Annotated in this window: 27 protein-coding genes and 1 pseudogene; 15 read left to right on the top strand and 13 right to left on the bottom strand. The window is 65.9% G+C overall.

What is annotated here, in order from left to right:
* Nucleotides 1-24 precede the first annotated feature (24 nt).
* On the top strand, nt 25-1,074 hold the full coding sequence (locus GGR45_RS01030) for a glycosyltransferase family 2 protein (RefSeq protein ID WP_175313512.1): 1,050 nt from the start codon (nt 25-27) through the stop codon (nt 1,072-1,074).
* 24 nt (nt 1,075-1,098) lie between these two features.
* On the opposite strand, the gene GGR45_RS01025 is transcribed toward GGR45_RS01030, so the two are convergent.
* Together GGR45_RS01025 and GGR45_RS01020 are read right to left on the bottom strand one after the other, a co-directional pair.
* Entirely contained in the window at nt 1,099-2,133 is a 1,035-nt protein-coding gene (locus GGR45_RS01025; protein ID WP_175313511.1) for a glycosyltransferase, read from the bottom strand.
* Between the two features lie 34 nt (nt 2,134-2,167).
* Nucleotides 2,168-3,472: an O-antigen ligase family protein gene (locus GGR45_RS01020; RefSeq protein WP_175313509.1), complete on the bottom strand. Its 1,305-nt coding sequence runs from the start codon at nt 3,470-3,472 to the stop codon at nt 2,168-2,170.
* A 277-nt stretch (nt 3,473-3,749) separates the two neighbouring features.
* Here GGR45_RS01020 and GGR45_RS01015 point away from each other — a divergent pair, with 277 nt between their 5' ends.
* The 3 genes and pseudogenes from GGR45_RS01015 to GGR45_RS19600 form a co-directional block, all read left to right on the top strand.
* Nucleotides 3,750-4,946, top strand: a complete 1,197-nt coding sequence (locus GGR45_RS01015; RefSeq protein ID WP_175313507.1) for a glycosyltransferase family 2 protein — start codon at nt 3,750-3,752, stop codon at nt 4,944-4,946.
* Complete coding sequence (locus GGR45_RS01010) at nt 4,943-5,662, top strand: WecB/TagA/CpsF family glycosyltransferase (protein ID WP_183988934.1); 720 nt, start codon at nt 4,943-4,945, stop codon at nt 5,660-5,662. Before GGR45_RS01015 ends, GGR45_RS01010 begins: the two co-directional genes overlap by 4 nt.
* Nucleotides 5,663-5,806: 144 nt before the next feature.
* Nucleotides 5,807-5,970: pseudogene (locus tag GGR45_RS19600) on the top strand (IS256 family transposase); the annotation flags it as partial.
* Nucleotides 5,971-6,055: 85 nt separating this feature from the next.
* Here the strand turns inward: GGR45_RS19600 and nrdR are convergent.
* From nrdR to rpiB, 4 genes are read right to left on the bottom strand one after another with little or no spacing between them, the layout of a single operon-like run.
* Complete coding sequence (gene nrdR / locus GGR45_RS01005; protein WP_058744766.1) at nt 6,056-6,523, bottom strand: transcriptional regulator NrdR; 468 nt, start codon at nt 6,521-6,523, stop codon at nt 6,056-6,058.
* Nucleotides 6,524-6,715, bottom strand: a complete 192-nt coding sequence (locus tag GGR45_RS01000; protein WP_175313503.1) for a hypothetical protein — start codon at nt 6,713-6,715, stop codon at nt 6,524-6,526. It abuts the gene before it with no gap.
* A gap of 12 nt (nt 6,716-6,727) precedes the next feature.
* Complete coding sequence (glyA, locus tag GGR45_RS00995) at nt 6,728-8,026, bottom strand: serine hydroxymethyltransferase (RefSeq protein WP_175313502.1); 1,299 nt, start codon at nt 8,024-8,026, stop codon at nt 6,728-6,730.
* Nucleotides 8,027-8,046: 20 nt separating this feature from the next.
* On the bottom strand, nt 8,047-8,493 hold the full coding sequence (gene rpiB / locus GGR45_RS00990; protein ID WP_175313500.1) for a ribose 5-phosphate isomerase B: 447 nt from the start codon (nt 8,491-8,493) through the stop codon (nt 8,047-8,049).
* A gap of 118 nt (nt 8,494-8,611) precedes the next feature.
* Here rpiB and GGR45_RS00985 point away from each other — a divergent pair, with 118 nt between their 5' ends.
* Together GGR45_RS00985 and GGR45_RS00980 are read left to right on the top strand one after the other, a co-directional pair.
* Nucleotides 8,612-9,061 carry a hypothetical protein gene (locus tag GGR45_RS00985; RefSeq protein WP_175313498.1) on the top strand — a complete coding sequence of 150 codons (450 nt, stop codon included), beginning with the start codon at nt 8,612-8,614 and terminating at the stop codon, nt 9,059-9,061.
* Between the two features lie 44 nt (nt 9,062-9,105).
* Nucleotides 9,106-9,654: a Uma2 family endonuclease gene (locus GGR45_RS00980; RefSeq protein ID WP_175313496.1), complete on the top strand. Its 549-nt coding sequence runs from the start codon at nt 9,106-9,108 to the stop codon at nt 9,652-9,654.
* A 268-nt stretch (nt 9,655-9,922) separates the two neighbouring features.
* Here the strand turns inward: GGR45_RS00980 and hemA are convergent, their stop codons facing one another.
* Both hemA and murI read right to left on the bottom strand, forming a co-directional pair.
* Nucleotides 9,923-11,164, bottom strand: coding sequence for a 5-aminolevulinate synthase (hemA, locus tag GGR45_RS00975; protein WP_217498118.1), 1,242 nt, complete (start codon nt 11,162-11,164; stop codon nt 9,923-9,925).
* A 154-nt stretch (nt 11,165-11,318) separates the two neighbouring features.
* The gene (gene murI / locus GGR45_RS00970; RefSeq protein WP_175313492.1) at nt 11,319-12,116 is read right to left on the bottom strand and encodes a glutamate racemase; all 798 of its coding nucleotides are present in this window, start codon (nt 12,114-12,116) and stop codon (nt 11,319-11,321) included.
* 102 nt (nt 12,117-12,218) lie between these two features.
* Between murI and plsY the strand changes: the two genes are divergently transcribed.
* The 3 genes from plsY to topA all read left to right on the top strand — a co-directional run bounded on the left by plsY (nt 12,219) and on the right by topA (nt 16,702).
* Nucleotides 12,219-12,824 carry a glycerol-3-phosphate 1-O-acyltransferase PlsY gene (plsY, locus tag GGR45_RS00965; RefSeq protein WP_175313490.1) on the top strand — a complete coding sequence of 202 codons (606 nt, stop codon included), beginning with the start codon at nt 12,219-12,221 and terminating at the stop codon, nt 12,822-12,824.
* Entirely contained in the window at nt 12,817-13,896 is a 1,080-nt protein-coding gene (gene dprA, locus GGR45_RS00960; RefSeq protein ID WP_175313481.1) for a DNA-processing protein DprA, read from the top strand. Before plsY ends, dprA begins: the two co-directional genes overlap by 8 nt.
* Before the next feature lie 196 nt (nt 13,897-14,092).
* The gene (gene topA / locus GGR45_RS00955; RefSeq protein ID WP_175313475.1) at nt 14,093-16,702 is read left to right on the top strand and encodes a type I DNA topoisomerase; all 2,610 of its coding nucleotides are present in this window, start codon (nt 14,093-14,095) and stop codon (nt 16,700-16,702) included.
* Between the two features lie 61 nt (nt 16,703-16,763).
* Here topA and GGR45_RS00950 read toward each other — a convergent pair whose 3' ends face one another.
* Nucleotides 16,764-17,069, bottom strand: a complete 306-nt coding sequence (locus GGR45_RS00950) for a hypothetical protein (protein WP_175313473.1) — start codon at nt 17,067-17,069, stop codon at nt 16,764-16,766.
* A 73-nt stretch (nt 17,070-17,142) separates the two neighbouring features.
* A complete protein-coding gene (gene panC / locus GGR45_RS00945) occupies nt 17,143-17,988 on the bottom strand; it encodes a pantoate--beta-alanine ligase (RefSeq protein ID WP_175313471.1) in 846 nt (281 codons plus the stop codon).
* A gap of 75 nt (nt 17,989-18,063) precedes the next feature.
* Between panC and GGR45_RS00940 the strand changes: the two genes are divergently transcribed.
* From GGR45_RS00940 to pgmG, 3 genes are read left to right on the top strand one after another with little or no spacing between them, the layout of a single operon-like run.
* Nucleotides 18,064-18,888, top strand: a complete 825-nt coding sequence (locus tag GGR45_RS00940) for a division plane positioning ATPase MipZ (RefSeq protein WP_175313469.1) — start codon at nt 18,064-18,066, stop codon at nt 18,886-18,888.
* Nucleotides 18,885-19,154 carry a J domain-containing protein gene (locus GGR45_RS00935; RefSeq protein ID WP_175313467.1) on the top strand — a complete coding sequence of 90 codons (270 nt, stop codon included), beginning with the start codon at nt 18,885-18,887 and terminating at the stop codon, nt 19,152-19,154. The genes GGR45_RS00940 and GGR45_RS00935 overlap by 4 nt, the downstream gene beginning before the upstream one ends.
* A complete protein-coding gene (pgmG, locus tag GGR45_RS00930; protein WP_175313465.1) occupies nt 19,147-20,520 on the top strand; it encodes a phosphoglucomutase/phosphomannomutase PgmG in 1,374 nt (457 codons plus the stop codon). Before GGR45_RS00935 ends, pgmG begins: the two co-directional genes overlap by 8 nt.
* Before the next feature lie 53 nt (nt 20,521-20,573).
* Here the strand turns inward: pgmG and GGR45_RS00925 are convergent, their stop codons facing one another.
* Together GGR45_RS00925 and GGR45_RS00920 are read right to left on the bottom strand one after the other, a co-directional pair.
* Nucleotides 20,574-21,680: a M14 family metallopeptidase gene (locus GGR45_RS00925; protein WP_175313463.1), complete on the bottom strand. Its 1,107-nt coding sequence runs from the start codon at nt 21,678-21,680 to the stop codon at nt 20,574-20,576.
* A 4-nt stretch (nt 21,681-21,684) separates the two neighbouring features.
* Nucleotides 21,685-22,302: a DUF4136 domain-containing protein gene (locus tag GGR45_RS00920; protein WP_175313461.1), complete on the bottom strand. Its 618-nt coding sequence runs from the start codon at nt 22,300-22,302 to the stop codon at nt 21,685-21,687.
* Nucleotides 22,303-22,490: 188 nt separating this feature from the next.
* Between GGR45_RS00920 and ykgO the strand changes: the two genes are divergently transcribed.
* Together ykgO and GGR45_RS00910 are read left to right on the top strand one after the other, a co-directional pair.
* Nucleotides 22,491-22,616 (top strand): type B 50S ribosomal protein L36, encoded by a 126-nt coding sequence (ykgO, locus tag GGR45_RS00915; RefSeq protein WP_003046794.1) that lies wholly within the window; start codon nt 22,491-22,493, stop codon nt 22,614-22,616.
* A 12-nt stretch (nt 22,617-22,628) separates the two neighbouring features.
* Complete coding sequence (locus GGR45_RS00910) at nt 22,629-23,288, top strand: HAD family hydrolase (protein WP_246358006.1); 660 nt, start codon at nt 22,629-22,631, stop codon at nt 23,286-23,288.
* 4 nt (nt 23,289-23,292) lie between these two features.
* On the opposite strand, the gene GGR45_RS00905 is transcribed toward GGR45_RS00910, so the two are convergent.
* Nucleotides 23,293-23,895, bottom strand: a complete 603-nt coding sequence (locus tag GGR45_RS00905; RefSeq protein WP_175313460.1) for a L,D-transpeptidase family protein — start codon at nt 23,893-23,895, stop codon at nt 23,293-23,295.
* 197 nt (nt 23,896-24,092) lie between these two features.
* On the opposite strand from GGR45_RS00905, the gene GGR45_RS00900 reads away from it, so the two are divergent.
* A complete protein-coding gene (locus GGR45_RS00900; protein WP_175313458.1) occupies nt 24,093-24,806 on the top strand; it encodes a murein L,D-transpeptidase catalytic domain family protein in 714 nt (237 codons plus the stop codon).
* The last annotated feature ends 30 nt before the right edge of the window (nt 24,807-24,836 follow it).

Raw genomic sequence — 24,836 nt, 5'->3', positions numbered from 1 at the left:
CGGCAACTTCCAGTGGGGCGAATCTTGGCGTTGATCGATATCATTCTGCCCGTCCGCAATGGCGACGCGTTCATTGCCGACGCCATCGATTCTATCCAGGCACAGAGCGAGCGCGACTGGCGACTGCTGGTTTTCAATCACGCCTCGACCGATCGGACGGCCGAGATCGTCGACGACTTCGCCGCGCGTGATCCGCGCATCGTCCAGACATTATGCGATGCGACGCTCAGCCTGTCGGATGTCCGCAACCTGGGCTTAGACCAGTCGGACGCGCCGTTGATCGCGCTGCATGATGCCGACGACATGTCGCTGCCCGAACGGCTGGCACGGCAGCGGGGCTTCCTGGAGGCACACCCATCGCTGGCGCTGGTCGGCGGGCAATATGAGGTCGTCGACTCGACGGCGACGCGGTCGTTCGGCACGCGTCGCCTGCCCCATGCGGCCGATCGCCTGGCGATCGCATGCCTGTTCAACAATCCCATCGCCCAACCGACCGTCATGCTGCGCCGGTCGGTCCTGGAGGCACTGGGCGCACGCTACGACCATGGCTTTCTGACCGCACCGGGCCTGAAGTCTCCCGAAGTCGGCACGCTTGCCGAGGATTATTGGCTGTTCGCCCAGCTGGCGATGAAGGGGCTGTGCGCGAATCTGCCGGACACGCTCATCCGCTATCGGCGCCACGACATGAGCATCGGCGTCAGCAAGTTTCAGGCACAGATGGCGATTTCCGAGCAAATTTCGGACCATCTGATGCGTCTGCTGGCCACCTGGCACGACGAGACGTGGCAGACGGTGCGCCCCTTCTGCAATCACGGCGCGCAACTGGGCGCGGTGGAAAAGCCGGGAACGCTGCCCCAGGCATGGCGCTCCTTACGCGCGCAGTTGCTGCGTATCTTCGGCGACACGCCGGGCGTGCGGCGCGAGCTGGCCTTTCGCGACGTGCTGGCCAACCGATCGCTGCCGGTCATGCTGGCCCGCTTTGCCCGGTTCCGCCTGACGCACAGCGTCGACACCGACGAGATGGCGACGTTGCGTCATGTCCTGTCACAGCAGAAAAAGCGGCTCCTGCACTGAGAGCCGCCGCTTAACGGCGCGGGCTCACCAGAAGCCCGCGCCCTTGCCGCGCGCCAGTCGAATTTGCGCGGCCATAAAGGCAAGGCTGTCGAAGCCGAAGCCGATCACCGCCATCAGCGTCTTGCGCGGCGTATAGGGGCCGTTCTTCAGGAAATAGGTGGTACGATCGGTCAGGAACGGCCACGGCACCCAGCCAAAGCGCGCGCGCGGCAGTTCGCGACGGAGCAGCGCAGACAGCCAGTTCGGATCGCGCGCCGCCTGATCGAGTTGCGCGACCAACGCCGCCTCTCCATCGCGCGCGCGCAGCGGAATGATATAGCCGAAAACGGCGGCATTGATCGCCCCCCCGACCACGATCCGGATTTGGTGCCGGATCAGCGATCCCAGCCTGCGTTCCGATTCGTAAAGGTGGATCGCCCCCTCGGGCTGGTCGATCCGGTCATAGCGGATGGGGTCGGCGAACCGGTTCGTAATGAGCGCGTGGCGAATGAAGCCGTCCTCGACCGGCAGGCCGATCGGCACCCGGAGCGACCGTGCGACGCCCCCCCGCATCACATAGAGCTGCCCGCAGATCGAGGTGCGCAAATTGCCCATGCTGCCCCCGCCCGCGGAGATCAGCCGCTCGACAAAGCCGAGCGGAACGGGGTGATAGTCGATGTCCTTGACCGGCTGGCTCGACGTCGCGTCCACCCCCGGATGCTCGTCCAGGAAAGCGGCGAGCCGGGCGAGAACGTCCTGTTGCGGCAGACCGATATCGGCGTCCAGAAAGGCGAGCAGATCCGCATCCGGCCGGGCGAATTCATGGACGAAGCGGTTCCAGGTCCGCGACTTGCCCCCCTCGGCCAGGTCGAGCACCTCGACCATGGCGGGATCGGGAAAGGCCAGGACCGCGTCCCGCGCCGCCGCCGCCGTCTTGTCGCGGCAACCATTGGCCAGCACGACGACCCGCACCGAAAAGCGGTCGTCGCGCAAGATACTCTGCCCCGCGAGATCGCGCAGCATCGCCCCGATGCCCGCTTCTTCGTTATGCGCGAAAATGCCGATGTCGATCGTGGTCATGGTCGCTTCCGTGTCCCCCCAAACACTTCCGAATTCACGGCCGCCTGTTCAAGCCGCCCGCCAACGCAAACGGTCTGGGTCTGTCTGTCCGCAAAGAAGAGGCTAGGGATTCGCTTCGCTTTGATGCCAGCAGAACGAACACGACACCCCACATCATGATATTAACCGAAAGGTAATACAGCATATTGTCCGAGAACGACGCGACGGCGAACACCATCATCAGCAAGATGGCGTAATAAGAGTCCGCTGCGCCCGTCGTCATTCTACGGAAATGCATAGCGATGACGCCGACATAGGTCACCAAATATCCGAGCAGAAGAAGCAAGCCGCCCTCGAACATCATCTGGACATAAATGTTGTGGGCACCACTTCCTTCACCCACCGCCAGAGGGAAGAAATCACGAGAATAGAATTGGAAGGACGAAAGCCCATGCCCCAATAGAAGCCGGTGCTCAATCCAGGGCCAAGCCGCCTTCCAGAGGTATTTTCGCCATGTCCCCGAATCGAGCAGGATTTCGCCCGAGTCAGCGACATCGCCACGCATCGCACTGACGATGTAGTCATAGGATACCGGGGAAGAGCCGTTGAGCACATCCTGCATCCGATCCGATACCGCCGGTATCATCAGCGCTGCAAACGGCAGGATGAACATCGGCAGGATGAACACCGGCTTCTGCCACAAGAGATACAGAAAGATCGCGATATAAGTGGCGATATAGGCGGACCGCGTTCCGGTCAGAAGCAGTTCCAGCCCTCCCACCACCAGAACGGCGGCGATCGCCAAAACCCATGGGCGACTGCGGACATACCCCTGGACCAAAGCATGGACCAGAAAGGTGATGACGATCAGCAGGAAGAAGGCCAGAATATTGGGGTGAGCGAAAGACGCCTGTAGTCGAGGCCCGGCAGTCCCGGTGGCGATCTGCGCAAGACCGGTCAGGAGCGGTAGGACCGCTGTCAGGGCAACACCCTTGGTCAACGTCGCGCGATCAATCGAAGGCGCATAGCTGATGGCCAGATAGGAAACCGAGGCATAGGTAAGGCTATTGAACAGCACCTGCATCGCCAAGGCGGGTTGCGGAGAGTGCAGCGCCGCGATCAAGTTGCCGATTAGAAACGGCGACCAGACCATCGCGACGGTGGCGAGCGGCGCCTGATAACGGCGATCCACCAGCAACGCATAGCCCGCCAGCGCCGCCGCAATAGCGACCATCATGATGTTGAACAGAAAGCCGAGCGTGACCGAAATCGGCCCCAGGTTCATATGAACCAGACCCAGCGCCGTCTCGAGCCCCGGACGCAGGATCAGCGCCGGGAGCACGAAGCCCGCAAAAGGCATGCCCCATCCCTGTCGTTGCGATCCTGTTGCCATCGAGCCCCCCGGCCAAGCACCTGCACCAGGGCGGCCAAGCGCATCCCTATCGCTCACCATCCTACAATTGAACGGCTTTGTCGCACTGCAGCGTCAGACTTTGGGACGGTCGCCACGATCGTCGTGCCTGTTCGGAGGAACACCCCTGCGCTAACGCGATTCCGCTCGTCGCGCCCCGCTTTTCGGCGAGCCGGGTGCCGGGATGGCACCACGGCCGGGGTGGGATCGGCCGGGGGACAAATGCATGACGATATTGGGCAACGGGTTGCTGCTGGTCGCGCTTTTGCTGCTGATGCCGGCCGTTCTTCTGTTCGCGGCCGAGATCGCCCTGGGGCTTCGCCGCCCGGCGCCGCGGGACGGTGCGGACGCGCCCCCCTTCACCGTCCTGATCCCCGCGCATGACGAGGCGGCGGTCATCACCCCGACACTTCGCGCCATCGCCGCGCAATTGCGCGGGCAGGACCGGATGCTCGTCGTTGCCGACAATTGCTCGGACGCGACTGCCGCGATCGCCGCTGCACAAGGCGCCGAAGTGACCGAACGCCAGGACGCCGTCCGTCGGGGCAAGGGCTATGCGTTGGCGCATGGCCTGGCCCATGCCGCGCGCTGGGCGCATCCGGTCACGATCATCGTCGATGCCGACTGCCTGCTCTCGCCGAACGCGCTTCATCAGTTGGCCGACCGAGCGGCACGCAGCGGGCGCCCGGTGCAGGGCGATTACCGGCTGGAGGCCGCCGCCAACGGATCGCGAGCCAGCCGGTTCAGCGCCTTTGCCATCCGCGTCAAGAATTATGCGCGGCTGCTTGGCGGCTCGCGGCTGGGCATACCCTGTCTGCTGACCGGCAGCGGCATGGCCTTTCCGACCGCTTTGCTGTCGCGCGTCGATCTGGGATCGGGCGAGATCGTCGAGGACCTGCTGCTCGGCGTCGACCTGACGCTGCAGGGCGCAGCCCCGCTTTTCTGTCCCGAGGCACGGATCACCAGCCCCCTGCCCGCCACCCGCGAAGCCGCCGAGACGCAGCGCGCGCGCTGGGAGGGCGGTTATATGTCGATCATGCGCCGCTATGTGCTGCGCCTGTTCGGCACCGGGCTGATGCGGAGGGATGCGAAGATCCTGGGGCTGGCGCTCGACCTGGCGATTCCGCCGCTCAGCCTGCTGGTCGCAGGGCAAGGCGCGCTGGTGCTGCTGGCCGCGCTCTGGGCGCTGGGGTCGGGTGAGGTCGCACCGCTGGTGCTGGGCGTCGTCCAGACCGTGCTGCTGGTCGCGGCGGTCGGGATGGCCTGGCTCCGTTATGGCCGCGACCTGCTGAGCCCCGGTGAGGTGGCGCGGCTGCCGCTCAGCGTGCTGGCCAAGCTCGGCTTTTACCGCCGCCTGCTGCGCGCACCGCAGCGGGGATGGGTGCGCACCGCGCGCGGTGACGAAATGAAGGGGCGAGAATGATGGCGGCCACCACCGAATTTCTGGGTTTTCGATTCGAGAAGGGCTCGCGCGAAGACCTGTTCGCGCGCCTCGTCGCGATGAGTTCCGCCCCCTTTGGCTATGTCGTCACCCCCAATGTCGACCTGGTTAACCGGGCGGCGCGCGATGCCGAGATACGCGCATTATATGACGGTGCCGCCGTGCATCTGTGCGACAGCAAGATCCTGACCGTCATGGCGAAGACCAAGAAGATCGCGCTCGACTGCTATCCGGGTTCGGATCTGGTCGCCGATCTGCTGGGACGGGGCGGCGCGGGACAGCGCATCGCGGTTGTTGGCCCGGACGCACAGGACTGGCAGGCGCTGGTCGCGCGCTATCCGCAGGTGCCGCTGACCCTGATCCCCTCCCCGCCGATCATGACGCCGGGTTCGCCCAATTGGCAGCGTTGCGTGGCCGAGGCGGCGGGCGCGCATTGGGACATATTGCTCATCTGCCTGGGTTCGCCCAAGCAGGAACGGTTCGCGCAAGCCGTCGGCGCGCTACGCTCCGAGCCGGGCGTCGCCTGGTGCGTGGGGGCCTCGATCGACTTCCTGACCGGCCGCCAGACCCGCGCGCCGCAATGGGTTCGCACGCTTCACATGGAGTGGCTGCACCGACTGGCAAGCAATCCCAGGCGGCTATGGCGCCGCTATCTCGTAGAAGGGCCGCAGATCCTGCGCCTGCTCGCCCGGTCCTGACCAACGCCGGCAGGAGCCCTTCCCGCTCTCGCGTAACAGGAAGGGCAGGCGCAGCACGGCCTGATGGCGGCATAGCTGCCTTCATAGTTGGAGTGGCGATATTCGGCCTTGAACGACAGGCCGCTGGCCGGATGACGCTAGACCTCGAAACCGCGCCAGGCCGCGCGGACCCGCGGCTACTCCCCGGTGACGACGCCGCAATGACGCTGCTATACCTCGTGCTCGAAACCGCCGCTCGGGAGTGACAGCGCCCGCCCCGTCAGTGGTCCGAGGCAAGGACGCAGTTCGCCATCATCTTCGGTGAGCGGTCGTCATCTGATGACGATAACGGCCTCCGCACAGAATTCCTGACCCTCGCGTTTGGGGCGGGGTCCCTGATCCCCGCCAGCAATCTCATTCCCCGCGAGGCGCCACTTCTTCGACCGTCCCGGCAAACGCCTCGAAATCCTTGGCCTCGCCGAACTCGCGGTACACGCTGGCGAAGCGGATATAGGCGACCGAGTCGAGGCCCTTGAGCCCTTCCATCACCATCTCGCCGATCCGCTTGGACGAGACCTCGCCCTCGCCACTGGTTTCCAACTGGCGCTGGATGCCCGAGACGAGTTTCTCCACCCGCACCGGATCGATCGGCCGCTTGCGCGTCGCGATGGCGATGGACCGGAGCAGCTTTTCGCGGTCGAACGGCTCGCGCCGATCCTCGCTCTTCAGCACGAACAGTTCGCGCAACTGGATGCGCTCAAAGGTGGTGAAGCGTGCGCCGCAGCCCTCGCATTGGCGACGACGGCGGATCGCCGCCCCATCTTCGGTGGGGCGGCTGTCCTTTACCTGACTGTCTTCATGGCCACAAAAGGGGCAGCGCATTCAGGCCTTCTTCTTTGCCTTGAAATAGGCGTAACCGGCACCCGCCGCCGCGCCCAGGACCGGGCCAACGAACGGCACCGGGATCGCGACGACAGCACCGAGCGCGCCCCATTTCGCCATGCTCTTGCCGAGGCCGGGCGTCGACTTGATTTCGTTCTGCACCTCGGAAAACTTCTGGTCGAACTTGGCCATGCGATTACGTCCTTATCCCTGATAGATCGGAAAGCGTGCGCAAAGCTCACGCACACGGGTCCGAACGTTTGCCTCGACCTCCGGGTCCCCATGTTCGCCCTTGGCCTTCAGCCCGTCGAGCACATCGGCGACCATATGGCCGATCTGTTCGAACTCCGCCGTGCCGAAACCGCGCGTGGTCCCGGCGGGCGAGCCGACGCGGATGCCGCTGGTCTTCATCGGGGGCAGCGGATCGTTGGGGATGCCGTTCTTGTTGCAGGTGATACCCGCCCGCTCCAACGCCTCGTCGGCATCCTTGCCGGTGATGCCCAGCGGGGTCAGGTCGACCAGCGCCAGATGCGTGTCGGTACCGCCCGCGACCAGGTTCGCGCCGCGCGACTTCAGCGTGTTCGCCAGCGTGCGGGCATTCTCGACGACCGCGGCGATATAGGTCTTGAATTCGGGCTGCAGTGCCTCACCGAACGCGACCGCCTTGGCGGCGATGACGTGCATCAACGGACCGCCCTGCAGGCCGGGGAAGACCGCCGAGTTGATCTTCTTCGCGATCGCTGCGTCATCGGTCATGATCATGCCGCCACGCGGGCCACGCAGCGTCTTGTGCGTGGTGGTCGTCACGACATGGGCATGGCCGAACGGGGTGGGGTGCAAACCACCCGCGACGATCCCGGCGAAATGCGCCATGTCGACCATGAAATAGGCGCCTACCTCGTCCGCGATGGCGCGAAACTTGGCGAAGTCGATGACGCGCGGATAGGCCGATCCGCCCGCAATGATGATCTTGGGCTGGCTCTCGCGCGCGATCCGGGCGACCTCATCATAGTCGATCAGGTGCGTCTCGGGATCGACGCCATACTGGACCGCATTGAACCACTTGCCCGACAGCGCCGCCTTGGCACCGTGCGTCAGATGGCCACCAGCGTCGAGCGACAGGCCCATGATCGTGTCGCCGGGCTTGGCCAGCGCCAGCATTACCGCACCGTTCGCCTGCGCGCCCGAGTGCGGCTGGACGTTGACGAAGTCGCAGCCGAAAATCTGCTTGGCGCGGTCGATCGCCAGCTGCTCGACTTCGTCCGACGGCGCGCAGCCCTGGTAATAGCGCTTGCCGGGATAGCCCTCGGCGTACTTGTTGGTGAAAACCGAGCCCTGCGCTTCCATCACCGCCTTGGAGACGATGTTCTCGGACGCGATCAGCTCGATCTGGGTCTGCTCGCGCTCCAGCTCGTGCGCGACACCGGCAAAGACGGCGGGGTCGGCATCGGCGAGCGTACGGGTGAAGAAACCGGCGGGCTGGACGTCGTTAAGCGGGCTCATGAAGGCAAATCCTCGGGCGTTCAGTTCTGGGCGGGCGCGGCGGTGGACAGCATGTCGACACGACGCTGATGACGTCCGCCCTCGAACGGGGTGGACAGGAAGGCTATGAGGCAGGCCTTGGCCATTTCCTCACCGATGACGCGCGCGCCCATGGCGATGGCGTTGGCGTCGTTATGCTGGCGGGCGAGCATGGCCGACAACGGCTCGGACACGAGCGCGCAGCGGCAGGCGGGGTTGCGGTTGGCAGCGATCGAGATGCCGATGCCCGAACCGCACAGCGCCACGCCGCGCTCGGCGCGACCATCGGCCAGCGCGTCGCCGATCGCACGGCCGAAATCGGGATAGTCGACGCTGGCCGAACCGTCCGTGCCCAGGTCCAGCACCTCATGGCCCTGTTCGCGCAGCCAGTCCGCCAGCACGGTCTTCAACGAGACGGCGGCATGATCGGATGCGATCGCGATGCGCATGAGACGGGCGCTCCAGACGGATGGTGATGGAATGCGTGCGCCTTTACGCGCGCGCGGGGCGAATGGCTACCCCTTGGCGTAACGGAACGTGTGCCAGCATTGAGGGGTTCTGCGCGGCATGACGCGTATCCTGATCCTCGCCGCCCTTGCTACCCTGACCGCGTGCTCGCGCGAGACGCCCGAAGCGCTCAACAACACCGCCGCCGACTCGGTCGGCGGCCCCAGCGCCGCGACGACCGCTGGCCCGGCGGGCGATGGCGCGACGTTCAACGGCGTACCCAAGCAAAAGGCGCCCGATTATGTCGGCCGCTGGGTCGGCGTGGAGGGCATGTACCTTAATATCAGGCACGCCGCGACGCCGGGCCGCTATCGCCTGGAAATGCAGTGGGACCTGGATCACAAGGGCGAATTCCGGGGCGAGGCGGTGGGCGACACCATCGTGTTCGAGCGGGGAGGCGTGCGCGAAACGCTGCGCCCGACGAATGGCGATGCCACGGGCCTGAAGTATCTGGCGGGCAAGACCCAGTGCCTGACGGTGAAGCCGGGCGAGGGCTATTGTCGGAAATGAGGTGCGGCTAGGCGCCTCTGCGCCGCCATGATAGGATCGCGACCGTGAACCAACTGGCCCGCCTTTCCCCCGACACCCGCGCCCGCTTCACCAGCGCCGAATTCCTGCACATGGTCGAAAGCGGCGCGTTCGAGGGTATGAAGGTCGAACTCATCGACGGGGAACTGGAACGGATGAACCCGCCAATGGGTGGCCATGCCGCCGCGCAGGCCAGTGTCGTATTTTACCTCGCCCAAAAAATGGGCCTAGCGCTGGTCTGGGGTGAGAGCGGCGTTGTTCTGAACGACTCGACGGTGGTCGCTTGCGATGCCGCGCTGCTGCGCCAGCCGATCGCCGAGAATCGCTTCCTGACGCCGGACGACGTGCTGCTCGTTGTCGAGATCGCGCAGACAACGCAAAGCCGCGACATGGGATTGAAGCGGATGCTCTACGCCCAGGCGGGTATCCCGACCTATTGGGTGATCGACGGCGTGCGCCGCGTCGTTCATGTTTATGCCGATCCGGTGGAGGGCGACTATAGCAGCGTCCATACGGTGCGGTTCGGCGAAGCCCTGTCGGTGCCGGGATGCGAGGCAGCGATTACGCTGGATTGATTGATTCGCGCGAAGCCGCGAAGTCGCAAAGATTGTTCGTTCGCGCGGAGGCGCGGAGGACGCAGAGCTGTCACGCCTGATCGCAACCTGCGTGACATTTTTCAACCGGCCGGCGATCAAAGCGATACGCTCAATGCCGGATAATTCTCTGCGCCCTCCGCGCCTCTGCGCGAACCTTTATTCTTCGCGCCATCGCGGCTTCGCGCGAACGAGATACTGGGCATCACCCAGGCCCGACATTCGCCAAGGCACAAAAGACGGCGCGGCTTTACGCCGCCATCTTCAGCTCCAGCCGTTCCCAGATCTCCACCAGCGCGGCGACCAGTTCCGTCATCATCGCCTCGTTATGCGCCGGGCCGGGCGTGAAGCGCAGCCGTTCGGTGCCGCGCGGTACCGTCGGGTAATTGATCGGCTGGACGTACACGCCATACTCGGCGAGCAGGATGTCGCTGATCTTCTTGGCCTTGACCGGATCGCCGACCATCACCGGCACGATATGCGTCTCGCCCAGCATGACGGGCAGGCCCGCCTCGCGCATCATTGCCTTCAGCTTGGCGGCAGCGGCCTGTTGCCCCTCGCGCTCGACCGAGCTCTGCTTCAGGTGGCGCACGCTCGCCAGCACGCCCGCGACCAGCACCGGCGACAGCGACGTCGTGAAGATGAACCCCGGCGCATAGGAACGGATCACGTCGACGATCATCCGATCGGCCGTGATATAGCCGCCCATCACGCCGAACGCCTTGCCCAGCGTGCCCTCGATCACGGTCAGCCGGTGGGCGACGTTGTCGCGCTCGGAGATGCCGCCGCCGCGCGCGCCGTACATGCCCACGGCGTGGACTTCGTCGAGATAGGTCAGCGCGTTATACTTGTCGGCCAGGTCGCAGATCGCCGCAATCGGCGCGACATCGCCCTCCATCGAATAGACACTCTCGAACGCGATCAGCTTGGGCACCGCCGGATCGGCCGCCGCCAGCAGCTCCTCCAGATGCGCCAGGTCGTTGTGGCGGAAGACCTGCTTCTCGCAGCCCGAATTGCGGATGCCCGCGATCATCGAAGCGTGATTAAGTTCGTCGGAGAAAATGACACAACCCGGCAGGATCTTGGCCAGGGTCGCCAGCGTCGCCTCGTTGGAGACATAGCCGCTGGTGAAGAGCAGCGCCGCCTCCTTGCCGTGCAGGTCGGCCAGTTCGCCTTCCAGGTCGACATGATAATGAGTGTTGCCGCCGATGTTGCGCGTGCCGCCCGAACCCGCGCCGACATCGTGGAGCGCTTCCTCCATCGCGGCGATGACCTTGGGGTGCTGCCCCATCGCCAGATAGTCGTTGGAGCACCAGACGGTGATCGGCTTGGGGCCGTTATGCCCCGCGAAACACCGCGCATTGGGGAACATGCCCTTGTTGCGCAGGATGTCGATGAAGACGCGGTAACGTCCCTCGGCGTGCAGGCGGTCGATCGCCTGGGTGAAGACGCGGGAATAATCCACGCGCGCGTCCGTGCCCTCGATGCTCATGGGAAGCGAATGTAGGGCGAAGCCGTGAATGAATCGAGTAGGGAACTGTACTTACTGTGATCGATCATGGTGGACAAATTGTCCCAAGGGCCGATCGGTTCCTGATGAGGGCGGTTATGGGACCATATCCCGTCGCCATTCGGGCTGAGCGAAGTTAGAGGGCCTCGATTCGCGAGAAGCCCCGCGCCGCCAGCCCCGGCGTGAGCGCGTGTTCGCGCGCGCCAAGCCGGGTGAACACCGCCACCCCGTCCCCGGGTGAGTCGGGCCAGTTCTGCCCTTCCGTCAGGAACGCGATTCGCCGCGCGATGCCCGGCCCGCCATCGACAAAACGGATCGGCCGAGGCGCCACCGCGCTCAGTTCCGCCTCCACCAGCGGAAAATGAGTGCAGGCATTGACGATGACGTCGATCGCCGCTCCCCCCTCCTGCCCGAACAGCCCCTCCAGCACCGCTCCGAAGGATTCGGCCGACAGTGCCTCGCCGCGCAGCTTCGCCTCGGCCAGTTCGACCAGCTCCGCCGAGCCATGTCGGATCACCCGGCAATCCCCGGCAAAGCGCGCCGCCAGATCGTCAACATAGGCCTGTCGCACCGTCGCGCGGGTGCCGAGCACGCCGATGGTCCGCGTCTCACTCATCGCCGCCGCCGGCTTGATCGCCGGCACCGTGCCGACCACCGGCAGGTCCAGCGCCGCGCGCACCGCAGGCAGCGCGATGGTCGAGGCGGTGTTGCACGCGATCACGATCAGTCGCGGCCGGTAGCGCTCCGCCAGCCGCCCGAGGAGCGCAGGCACGCGCCCGGCAATCTCCGCCTCGGTCTTCTCGCCATAGGGAAAGCCCGCGCTGTCGGCGACATAGACGAAGGGCGCGGTCGGCAGGGCGTCGCGCGCAGGCCCGGCAATCGACAGCCCGCCCACGCCGGAATCGAAGAACAGGATGGGACGCGCATCGCTCATCGCCGCGTCATAAGCGCCGCGCGCGTTCGAAACCAGAGCTGCGCGGATTGGACAGCCGAGGAGCGACATTCTATGTCTGTCGCGGAGCACAGGGGAAGACTATTGCCGACCGAAATCATCTGGGGGCCGCCGACCTGGGCCTTGCTGATCGGCTATCTGCTGGGGTCCATCCCCTTCGGCATCATCCTGACGCGCGCCGCGGGCGCCGGCGATCTGCGCAGTATCGGATCGGGCAATATCGGCGCGACCAATGTGTTGCGCACGGGGCGCAAGGGCCTTGCCGCCGCGACCTTGATTCTCGACATGCTGAAGGGCGTCGCCGCCGTCCTGGTCGTCCGCCACTGGCTGCCCGGCGAGGAAGCGCTGGCAGCGGCAGCGGCATTCATCGGTCATTGCTATCCCGTCTGGCTGAAGTTCCGCGGCGGCAAGGGCGTGGCCACGCTGATGGGCGTGGTGGTCGCGCTCCATTGGCCGCTGGGGCTGGTCTATGCCGTGGTCTGGCTGGGGCTGCTGGCGACCATCCGCATCTCGGCGGTGGCGGGCATGGCGGCGGCGGTCAGCGCGCCGCTGACGGCGGCGGTGATGGGGCGGTTCGACCTGGTCCTGCTGCTGATCGCGCTCGCGCTGATCGTCATCTGGAAGCATGGCTCGAACATCGAGCGGCTGCTGGCGGGCACCGAGCCGCGCATCGGCAAGAAGCGTGACTGACGCCCGGTTCGCGCAGCTGCGGCTGCTGCGGACGCATGGCATCGGCCCCGTCACCTGGCGACAGCTGATGGCGCGATTCGGCGAGGCGGAAGTCGCGCTCGACGCCCTGCCCCACCTCGCCCGCCGTGGTGGCGGCGAAGCCCCCAAGGCCGCCGATCCGGCGGTGATCGCGCGGGAGATCGAGACGGTGGCGCGGCTGGGTGCGCGCCATGTCCTGCTGGGCGACGCAGACTATCCCGCGCTGCTCGCCGAACTCGATACCGCCCCGCCCGCGCTGATCGTGCGCGGCGACATCGGCCTCGCCCAGTGCGGCGGCGTGGCGCTGGTCGGGGCGCGCAATGCTTCTGCCGCATCGTGCCGGTTCGCGCGCGGGCTGGCGCAGGATCTGGCGGCGCAGAACGTCCCCGTCACCTCGGGGCTGGCGCGCGGCATCGACACGGCGGCGCATATCGGCGCGCTCCACGGCGGCACGATCGGCGTCATCGCCAGCGGCATCGACATCGCCTTCCCGCCCGAAAACGCGCGGCTGCAGGAGGATGTCGCGACCCGCGGCCTGCTGATCGCCGAACAGCCGCCGGGCACCCAGCCGCTCGCCCGCCACTTCCCCTCGCGCAACCGGATCATCGCCGGGCTCGCACAAGGCACGGTGGTGGTCGAGGCCGCGCCGCGCTCGGGCTCGCTCATCACCGCGCGGCTGGCGGGCGAGGCGGGGCGCGAAGTCATGGCCGTCCCCGGCCACCCCGCCGACCCGCGCGCACAAGGCTGCAACATGCTGATCCGCGAGGGCGCGACGCTGATCCAGTCGGCGGCCGACATTCTCGAACAAATCCGCCCGATCGACGCCCGCATGGTCCGCGCCCCCGAAAGCCGCTATACGCCCCCGCCACCGCAGGACGCCAGCGACGCCGACCGGCGACGGGTGAGCGACCTGCTCGGCCCGGTGGCGGTGACGGTCGACGAACTCATCCGCCAGAGCGGACGTCCCTCCGCCATCGTCCAGACGATCCTGCTGGAACTGGAACTCGCCGGACGGCTGGAGCGCCACGCGGGCGGCCGGGTGGCGCTGGGGTGAGCTGTGGGCGTGGCCTTCGACTTCGCTCAGGCTGAATGGGTTTGGGTGAAAGCGACATATCCCTTTAGCCGTTCCGCTGGAGCGAAGTCGAAGGCCACGCCCCGACCCCCGCCACGCCCGAACCAACCCCGCTTGACCTCCCTCCGCCCCCTCCCCATCCTCGCGTACACACGTAAGGGACGTAGTTTTACCACTCATGCAGCTTGTCATCGTCGAATCGCCCGCCAAGGCGAAGACCATCGAGAAATATCTGGGTTCGGACTACCGCGTCCTGGCGAGCTACGGCCATGTCCGCGACCTGCCGCCCAAGGACGGTTCGGTCGATCCGGACCAGAACTTCTCAATGGAGTGGGAAAACTACGCGGACAAGGCGCGCCAGCTGAAGGCGATCGCCGACGAGGCCAAGAAGGCCGACCGATTGATCCTGGCCACCGACCCCGATCGCGAGGGCGAGGCGATTTCGTGGCATGTCCAGGAGGTGCTGAAGAACCGCAAGGCGCTGCCCGACAAGGTGGAGCGGGTGACGTTCAACGCGATCACCAAGCCCGCCATCCTGCACGCGATGCAGAATCCACGTGAGCTGGATACCGACCTGATCGACGCCTACCGCGCGCGCCGCGCGCTCGACTATCTGGTGGGCTTCACCCTCTCGCCCGTGCTGTGGCGCAAGCTGCCCGGCGCCAAGTCGGCGGGCCGCGTCCAGTCGGTGGCACTCCGCCTGATCGTCAGCCGCGAGCGCGAGATCGAAGCCTTCAAGCCCCAGGAATATTGGTCGGTCACCGCCGATATGGAGCAGGACGGCACCCCCTTCGTCGCGCGTCTGGTCCAGTGGGACGGCAAGAAGCTCGACCGCCTGTCGATCGGCAATGAAGGCGACGCCACGCGGGCCAAGGCGGATGTCGAGGCGGGCCGTTTCCAGGTCCAGTCGGTCGAGACCAAGCCCGCGACGCGCAACCCGCCGCCGCCCTTCACCACCTCGACCCTGCAACAGGAGGCCGCGCGCAAGCTGGGCTTCTCGGCCGATCACACGATGCGGATCGCGCAGCAGCTCTATGAGGACGGCGCGATCACCTATATGCGTACGGACGGCGTCCAGATGGACGGATCGGCCATTTCGGCGGCGCGCAAGGCGGTGGCCGAGCGCTATGACGGATCTTATGTCCCCGACAAGCCGCGCATGTACCAGTCCAAGGCGAAGAACGCCCAGGAAGCGCACGAGGCGATCCGCCCGACCGACTTCAGCCGCGATCGCGCTGGCTCGGGCGATCATGGCCGCCTGTACGACCTGATCTGGAAGCGCGCGCTGGCGTCGCAAATGGCCTCGGCGCGGATGGAGCGCACCACCATCGACATGGCCGACGGCACCGGCCGCCATGTGTTGCGCGCGACCGGCCAGGTCGTGCTCTTCCCCGGCTATCTGGCGCTCTACGAAGAAGGCCAGGACGATAGCCAGGACGAAGAGGCGCGCCGCCTCCCCCGCCTGCGCGAGGGCGATGCGCCCGCCAAGAAGGAGGTGAAGGCCGAACAGCACTTCACCCAGCCGCCGCCGCGCTTCTCCGAGGCGTCGCTGGTCAAGCGGATGGAGGAACTGGGCATCGGGCGTCCGTCCACCTATGCCTCGATCATCAAGACTCTGAAGGACCGCGCGTACGTTCGCGTCGAGAAGAACCGCTTCTTCGCCGAGGAGAGCGGGCGGCTGGTGACGGCGTTCCTGGAACGCTTTTTCGAGAAATATGTCGGCTATGACTATACCGCCGAGCTGGAGGAGGAGCTGGACGACGTGTCCGGCGGCCGCGCCCAGTGGCAGGCGGTGCTCGACGCCTTCTGGCGCGATTTCAAGCCGCGCACGTCCGAAGTCATGGAGCAGCAGCCTTCGGCGATCACCGCCGAACTGGATCAGTTCCTCGCGCCCTATCTCTTCCCCGAGCGGGCGGACGGGGCGGACCCGCGCCTCTGCCCCAATTGCGGCGAGGGCAAGCTCGCCCTTCGCGGCGGTCGATTCGGCGCGTTCATCGCCTGCTCCAACTATCCCGAATGCAAATATACCCGCCGATTCGCCCAAGGCGGCGAAGGGGCTGGCGAGGATAGTGGCCCCGAGACCTTGGGCCAGGACCCCGAAACCGGCCTGCCCGTCGAGCGCAAGTCGGGGCGCTTCGGCCCCTATATCCAACTGGGCGAGGGCAAGGACGCCAAGCGCGCCTCGATCCCCAAGGATGTCGATCTCGATCTGGAATGGGCGCTCAAGCTGCTCAGCCTGCCGCGCACCATCGGCAACCATCCGGAAACGGGCGAGCCGATCACCGCGTCGATCGGGCGCTATGGCCCCTATCTGGCGCATAGCGGCAAATATGCGCGGCTGACCTCGACCGCAGAGGTGTTCGAAACCGGCATGAACGCCGCTGTGGTCAAGCTGGCCGAAGCGGCGGCGGGCGGTGGGCGGGCTGCGCGCGGCACGGCGTCGCGCGAGCCGCTGAAGGTGCTGGGCAAGCATCCGCGCACCGAGGCGGAGATCAAGCTGATGGAAGGGCGCTACGGCCCCTACGTCACCGATGGCGAGACGAATGCGACCATCCCCAAGACGGTCGACAAGGATCAGCTGACGCTGGAGGAAGCCGCGCAACTGATCGACGCGCGCGCGGCGGCGGCCCCGGCGCGCAAGAAACCGGCGAAGAAGGCGGCAGCCAAAAAGGCGCCTGCAAAGGCGGCGGCCGACAAGAAGACGGCGGAGAAGAAAGCGCCAGCCAAAAAGGCTCCGGCCAAGGAAAGCCGCGGCCAAGAAGACGAGCGACGCCTGACGTCAGGCTGATCCCGTGTGCTGATCCCGGCCCGCCCCGTTCGGGTGGGTCAGCGCACGGTGGTCAGGGCGTTCAGGCCGCGCGCATCTGAGGCGTATCGCCATAGAGAAAGGCCCGCGCCTGACGCTGGGCTTCCGCGATCTCGCGCGCGGTCATGTCGCTGGCCACTTCGGCCCGCGCGATCTGCGCCGGCAGGAAACCCGCGACCGCAGCCAGATTGAACCACTTATGCGCCTCGATCAGGTCCAGGCGTTTGCCCGCCGACCCGGTCGAATAGGCGACCCCCAGATCATACATCGTCGCGCCGTCATCGCTCGCGACCTGATCGGCGAACCGACTTTCCCTCAGGAATTGCGCGGACTTGCTGCTATTGGCCATATCCCACCCCTCTGTTCGGACTTTTTTCGTCCGATCATCGGTCTATGGCCACAACGGTCACAAATTCGTTAACTCATGACGGATCGATGACAACGATATTATCGATCAGTCGGGTCGATCCCATTCGCGCGGCTGCGACCAGGCGACGGGGGCGGTCCGCATCGGCATCGCGGGACAGCGTCTCGGCATCGACGAGTTCGACATAATCGACCTCGAACCCGGCCGCCGCCAGCGTGGCGCGTGCATCGGCCAGAACGGTTGCGACATCCTCGCCGCGTCCGATCGCCCGCGCCGCGACACCCAGCGCCCGCGGCAGGGCGACTGCCTTGGCCCGCTGTTCCTCGTCGAGATAGATGTTGCGCGACGACAGGGCCAAGCCGTCATCGTCACGCTGGGTCGGCACCCCGACCACATCGATCGGAAAGTCGAGATCGGCGACCATGCGGCGGATGACCGCCAGTTGCTGGAAATCCTTCTCGCCGAAATAGGCGGCATCGGGGCCGACCTGGTTGAACAGCTTGGCGACCACGGTGGCGACCCCGTCGAAATGGCCGGGCCGCGATGCGCCCTCCAGCCCGTCGCTGACGCCCTCCACCCGGATCGATGTCGCATGACCCTCGGGATACATGACCTCGACGCCGGGCATCCACAGCAGATCGCATCCCGCTTCGGTCAGCATCCGGATGTCGGACTGTTCGCGCCGGGGATAACGGCCCAGATCCTCGCCCGCGCCGAACTGCTTGGGGTTTACGAAGATCGACGCGACCACCTTCGTCCCCGGCCGCTTCGCCGCCTCGACAAGCGCGATGTGCCCGGCATGGAGCGCGCCCATGGTCGGCACCAGCGCCACGCGCACGCCCTCGGCACGCAGAGCGGCGAGCGCCTCGACCAGGGCTTCGCGATCCCGAATGACTTGCACTGATTTTACCCCTCGTTCCCCACGCCGAGGGCTTCTATGTAGGGTGGCAACGGGGATCAATAAGGAAGCGACGAGTTGCCGGAGCGGCTATCTTCAACGCACGTGATTGTCTTTGCCAATGAAAAAGGTGGCACGGGCAAATCGACGACGGCGGTTCATGTGGCCATTGCGCTGGCTGCGAAGGGCGCGCGCGTCGCGTGTCTCGATCTGGATCATCGCCAGCGGACGGTGGGCCGCTATCTCGACAATCGCGCCGAGACGATCAAACGCACCGGGCACAAGCTGCCCATGCCGGTCCATGCGACTCACACCAGCCAAACCGAGGAGGGGTTCGAGGATCTCTGGTTCGGCCTTTCCCAGGATGCCGACTTCCTGATCGTCGACACGCCGGGGCGCGACGATCATTTCGCACGGACGGCGGCGGCGCTGTCCAACACGCTGGTGACGCCGATGAACGACAGTTTCGTCGACTTCGACCTGATCGGCCAAGTGGATCCCGAAACGTTCCAGGTCACGCGCCCCAGCTTCTATTCGGAGCTGATCTGGGACGCGCGCAAGCAGCGGGCGCGCGCCGACGGCACCACCATCGACTGGGTCGTGCTGCGCAACAGGCTGCAGCATATCGAGGCGCGTAACATGCGCCGCGTGTCCGACGCCTTGGTCGATTTGTCGCGCCGGGTCGGCTTTCGCGTCATTCCGGGTCTGGGCGAGCGTGTCATCTATCGTGAGATGTTCCCCAACGGCCTGACCATGATCGACGCCAAGGAATTCGGCGCTATGGGTCTGGGCCATGTCGCCGCGCGGCAGGAACTGCGCGAAATGATGGCGGCGCTGCAGCTTCCCGAAGCGGGGGCCGAAGCCCTGGCGACCGGTGTGAACGAGGCAGACGCCGCCGCATGAAATGGCTGATCGCGCTGGCGGTCATCTGGCTGGTGTGGCGCTATCTGCCGCGCCCCGCCAAGCCGAAACTCGCACCCCGCCTGCCCCGTGACGAGGCGGACGCGCTGGCGATCCTGGACCTGCCGCCGGGCGCGGATGCCGATTCGATCCGCCAGGCGCATCGCCGCCTGATCGGGCAGGTCCATCCCGATCGCGGCGGATCGGCCGATCTGACCCGGCGGGTCAATGCCGCGCGCGACTTGTTGCTGGCACGCCGTGATGGTTGAGCGGGCGGCCGCGATCCACCCCAGCGCCTGCCGCGAATATGATGTCCGCGGCACGGTGCCCGAGACGCTGGACGAAGGCGCGGCCTATGCGGTCGGGCGCGGTTTCGCCACGCGGGTGCGGCGCGCAGGGGGAAGCCGCGTCGTGGTCGGGCGCGACGGGCGGCTGAGCTCGCCCATGCTGGAGGCCGCGCTGGTCGAGGGGCTGACCGACAGCGGCGTCGATGTCGTGCGCTTAGGGGTCGGCCCTACGCCGATGGTCTATTTCGCCGAAGCGACCCTAGGGGTGGAAGGCGCCGTACAGGTAACGGGCAGCCACAACCCCCGCGATGATAACGGCTTCAAGATGGTGCTGCGCCACCGCCCCTTTTTCGGCGAGGATGTGCAGGATCTGGCGCGCATGGCGGCCGCCCGCGACTGGACCGAGGGGGCGGGCCAGGTCGAGGATGTCGACATTCTGGATAGCTATGTCGATCGGCTGGTCGCGGGCCATGCCGGGGGTGCCTATCGCATCGGCTGGGACTGCGGCAGCGGCGCGGCCGGCCCGGTCATCGAGAAGCTGGTCCAGCGCCTGCCGGGTGAGCACCATACGCTGTTCACCGATGTGGACGGTCATTTTCCGCATCATCACCCCGATCCGACGGTCGAGGCCAATCTAGAGGCGCTCAAACGGCTTGTGGCCGAGAGACGCCTCGATTTCGGATTCGCTTTTGACGGCGATGGCGACCGGATCGGCGCGATCGACGGACAGGGCCGCGTCATCTGGGGCGATCAGATCCTGATGCTGCTTGCCGGGCCGGCGCTGGCCGAGCATCCCGGCGCGCCGATCGTCGCGGACGTGAAGGCCAGCCAGGCGCTGTTCGACCATATCGAAGCCTTGGGTGGCCAGCCGGTGATGTGGAAGACCGGCCACAGCCTGATGAAGACCAAGATGCTCGAAACCGCAGCGCCCTTGGGCGGCGAGATGTCGGGCCATATGTTCTTTGCGGGCGAATGGTACGGATTCGACGATGCGCATTACGCCGCGATCCGCCTGATCCGCGCGGTCTATCTGTCAGGCCGCTCGATGACCGAATTGCGCGGTGCCATGCCCGCCATGGTCGACATTCCCGAGACGCGGATCGCGGTGGCAGAGGCGGACAAGTTCGCGATGGTCGACCGGGTCGCGGCGGCGCTGACCCGCGACGGGGCGGAGGTCAACGATACCGACGGGGTGCGGGTGCGAACGGCCGATGGCTGGTGGCTGTTGCGGGCGTCGAACACGCAGGCCGCACTGACCGTGCGCGCCGAGGCGGAGGATAGCACCGGAATGGAACGGGTGTTGGCGGAACTGGACCGTTATCTGGCGGCGGTGGGGGTGCGCAGGTAGCCGGGGCTTGGGAAGGCACAGGGACGGGGACCGAAGCCCCCGCCCTTAGCGAATCAAATCTCCCCGATCATCTCCGACAGCACCTCCAGGCATGACACGCCCAGTTTCGCCGACCGTTCCCCCGACCAGCCATGCACAGCGTCCGGGTTGGGATCATGATCCTTGAACGGCATTTCCAGCGTCACCGACACCGCGCCGAACCGCTCGGCGAGCTGGTTGGTCGACATCGACAGATTGGCATTGCCCGCGCTCGCCTTTTCATAGCCCATCTGGGTCTGGAAATCGGGCGTATGCGCAGCGAGGCGGCGGCCGAATTCATAGAATTTGGCGCCGTGATCCTCGGTCCAGCTCGGAATGCCCTCATAGCCGGCGATGAAATTGGCCGGGATCGCCTCGTCGCCATGCACGTCGATCGCGAAATCGACGCCGGTCTGGTCCATCCGACCGCGCACGCACAGCACTTCCGGGCTGCGCTCGGGCGTCGGATCATGCCATTCGCGATTCAGGTTCACGCCCGCGGCATTGGTGCGCAGATGCCCGCGCCGCGTGCCATCGGGGTTCATGTTGGGCACGACATGGACGGTGGCCGCGGCCAGCAGTGATTGGGCCGCCGGACTGGTCAACCAGTCGAGCGCGCCCTCCATCCACCATTCGGCCATCGACTCGCCCGGATGCTGACGGGCATAGAGCCACACCTGCTTCGCCCCCGTGCCGATGCGCAAATAGTCGATCGGCTGACCGTCGAGCGTCTGGCCGATCTCCTCGTGATGAACGCCCCGCGCGGCGACCCGCGCGATCAGGTCATTGTGCCGCTCCATCGTATAGGGCTCGAAATAGGCGAACCAGGCCAGGTCGGTCTCGCTCGTCCACTGCCATTCGAGGACGCCGTCGGCGTAGGCGGTCGGCGTCATCCGCCAGTCCTGCCGGTCGGTCGAGGCCCGGACATGATAGCCCGGCCAGCCGAAGGGATAGGCCGAGCCCGCGGCGTTCAGGATACGGAAGGTCAGCGTCCGCCCCTTCACCCCGCCGGCGCGGAAATAAAACCACTGATAAAAGTCCGAGTCGCGGTCCTGGGCGATCTCCAGATCGACCCGGTCCCCCTCGATACGCACGACGCGGATATTGCCGCCGTCGAACGCGGCATTGATGGTCAGCGTCATCGCCTTACTTCACCTCGATCGTGCGGCCCGATTCGCCGGGGAACTTGGTGAACAGCGCATCGGCAAGCTTGGCCGCCTGAGCCTGGACATCGATCTTGGCCAGCGCCTCGACCGGTGCGATGTTGCGCGCGCTGCCTTCCCAGATGGGCGACTGGTCCATGCGGCGCTTGATCTGGACCGACAGCTCGGTGCCGATGATCTCCTGCGGGCGGCTCTTGCCGATCGGGAAGCTCACGCCCCCGCCCAGGCCGACACCACCGCCGCGACCGCCGGAGAAGCTGCCGCCGCCCAGCCCGATCGAGAAGGGCGAGGGACGCGGCGGACCCAGCCGGTTCGCACGGGTGAAGGACACGGTGGCCACGTAATCGGGCTGCGCATCGCCCTGCGGCAGCGTGTAGCCGTTGCGCAGCAGCGCGGTCTCGACCGCGGCGGCATAGGTCTTGAACTCGATGCTGGCCGGGCCGGTGTTCGACAGCGGCTCGACGCGAACCGTCCCGCGCGCAATCGGCTCGCCCAGGTGATAGCGGATCACCTCGGTCGGCGGCAGGCGCCCGCCCGTGGTGGAACAGGCGGCCAGCGCACCGGCGGCGGCCGCGAGGATCAGGAGCGAGCGGGCTTTCATGAGTCGACGACACCTTCAAGGATGTTACGGATGGGCAACGCATGACATATGGGGGATGATCCGGCGGCGGAAGAGGGCACGGCATTGATGACCCATCCGTCATGCCGCAACCTTGACTTGGGCGCCCGTTGCCACTAGGCGGCGACGCTTTCCAGATCACCCTCCAGTTCAAAAGAAGCGAATCGATCATGAAGATCCGCAATTCCCTGAAGTCGCTCAAGGATCGTCACCGGGACAACCGCGTGATCCGCCGTCGCGGCCGCACCTATGTCATCAACAAGACCAACCGTCGTTTCAAGGCGCGCCAGGGCTAATCACCCTTGGGGTTGATCGAGACGATCGTGGCGGACGACCTGCCCGCGACCCGAATCGATCGGCCGACCGCCGTCATCTTCGACGTCGGTCGCGTATTGTACGACTGGGATCCCCGGATCCTGTATCGGCGCCTGATCGCAGACGATCGGGCGCTCGATGCATTTGTGCGTGATGTCGTCACGACCGAATGGCATTTCCAGCATGATGCGGGACGCGACTTCGCCGACACTTCGGCGGAGCTGATCGCGTTGCATCCGCACCATGCCGAGCTGATCGCCGCATGGGGTCCGCGCTTCAGCGAAAGTATCGGCGATCCGATCGCCGGGATGCACGAACTTGTCGCCGAACTGGATGCGGGCGGCGTGCCGCTGTTCGCGATCACGAATTTCAGCCATGAATTCTGGCCGCCCTTCCGCGCGCGCGAATCGGCGTTGTTCGATCGCTTTCGCGACATCGTGGTGTCGGGCGACGAAAAGCTGGTGAAGCCCGACCCCGCCATCTACCAGCTCGCGCTCGCCCGATTCGGACTGGAGCCCGCGCAGGCCGTATTCATCGACGACAACCGCGCCAATATCGACGCAGCGGCCGCGCTGGGGATCCACGCGCTGCACTTTACCGATGAGGCAACGCTGCGGCCGCAGTTGCGCGAACTGGGACTGGTCGCAGGCTGAACGCTTACCGGGCCAATGATGCCAACTGCGCCTGATTGGCCTGGGAGGACTCGGTTTCCAGCAGCATCGGATCGAAATGATCGCCAACCATCTGGTCGGTGACGATCACATTGGTCCCCACCGAGGTGACCGAGAACAGCTTTTTGGCGAAGGCGGCGGGCAGCCGGATGCAGCCATGCGAGTCGGGAAATCCCGGATTATTGCCCGCATGGAGCGCAACGCCGTCCCAAGTCAGCCGCTGCATGAACGGCATCGGCGCATCATTGTACAGGTTGCTGCGATGCATCTCGCGCTTCTGCAGGATCGGGAAGATGCCGACGGGCGTGTCCTTGCCGTCCTTGCCGGTCGACACCGACGCCGCCGCGATCATCGCGTCGCCGCGATAGACATAGGCACGCTGCATCGGCAGGCTTACCACGACCGTCACCGGCTGGACGACCGGATCGACCGCAGTCATTTGAGGGTCGGCCCAAACGAACCGGTTGGGGGCAAGAGCGGCGGCGGCCTGTGCCACCGCGACGGTGCCCGGCCCCTCCTCGGCAAGCGCCGGCATGGCCAAACCCAGCGTCGTTGCACCCAGCAGGGCGGCAAAAGCGAAAGCCTTCATATCCCTTTTCCTTGGCGAGTTCACAAATTCTTAAACCCGTCAAGCGACTATTGGTGCCAAGCGAAAATTTTTGCGGTGGAATGGAACTTACGCCGAGTCGATGGAACCAAGCGATCAACGGATCCTGGGGCGGGCAGAAAAATGGCCCAACCTTTGCTATCTAGGAGTCGCGGGATTTCTGGGGTTGAAGGACCAAAATGCACGATAATCTGGACGCGACGCCGGGTCGGCGCGCGCTGTTGAAGAACGCGCTGGTGCTGGCCGGGGCATTGGCGGTTCCGGGGGCGGTGAGCGCTCGGGAGCGGCTGACGGCGGGCGACCTTCGCCCGATGCGCCAGCCTCCGATCCCGAGCCGTCCGACCGTTCCGGCGGTGCCGCAGGCGATCCTGGCCTCGTCGCGGGTCGTTCGCCCGGCGTTGCTGCGCCAGGCGATGGCCTCGCTGCAGAAGCACGGCTCGCAGGTGAAGCAGCGCGACCGGATGGCGATCGTCGATTTCGCGGTCGGCTCGTCGGAACCGCGCCTTCACCTGGTCGACCTCATCAGCGGTAAAAGCACGTCGCTGCTCGTCTCGCACGGCAGCGGATCGGACCCGTCGCATAGCGGCTATGTCCAGCGCTTCTCCAACGCGTTCAACTCGAACGCCAGCAGCGAGGGGGCCTTCCTGACCGACAATTATTATGTCGGCAAACATGGCCGGTCGCAGCGCCTGGTTGGGCTCGACCCCACCAACGACAATGCGCTGGGCCGTGCGATCGTGATTCACTCGGCCTGGTACGCCAATCGCGACATGATCCGCAGCCACGGGATGCTGGGCCGCAGCCAGGGCTGCTTCGCGGTCGGCGAGAACGAGTTGGACCGCGTGTTCGCCAATCTCGGCCCTGGCCGGATGATCTACGCCGCGAAGGTGTGATCTCAAATCCTCCCCGGCACGGGGAGGTGG

Origin of the sequence: Sphingomonas zeae, from assembly GCF_014197135.1 — a bacterium.
Classification (GTDB): Bacteria; Pseudomonadota; Alphaproteobacteria; order Sphingomonadales; family Sphingomonadaceae; genus Sphingomonas; species Sphingomonas zeae.
The sequence above is the reverse complement of the archived record's forward strand: the minus strand, read 5'-3'. Positions and strand labels throughout refer to the sequence as shown.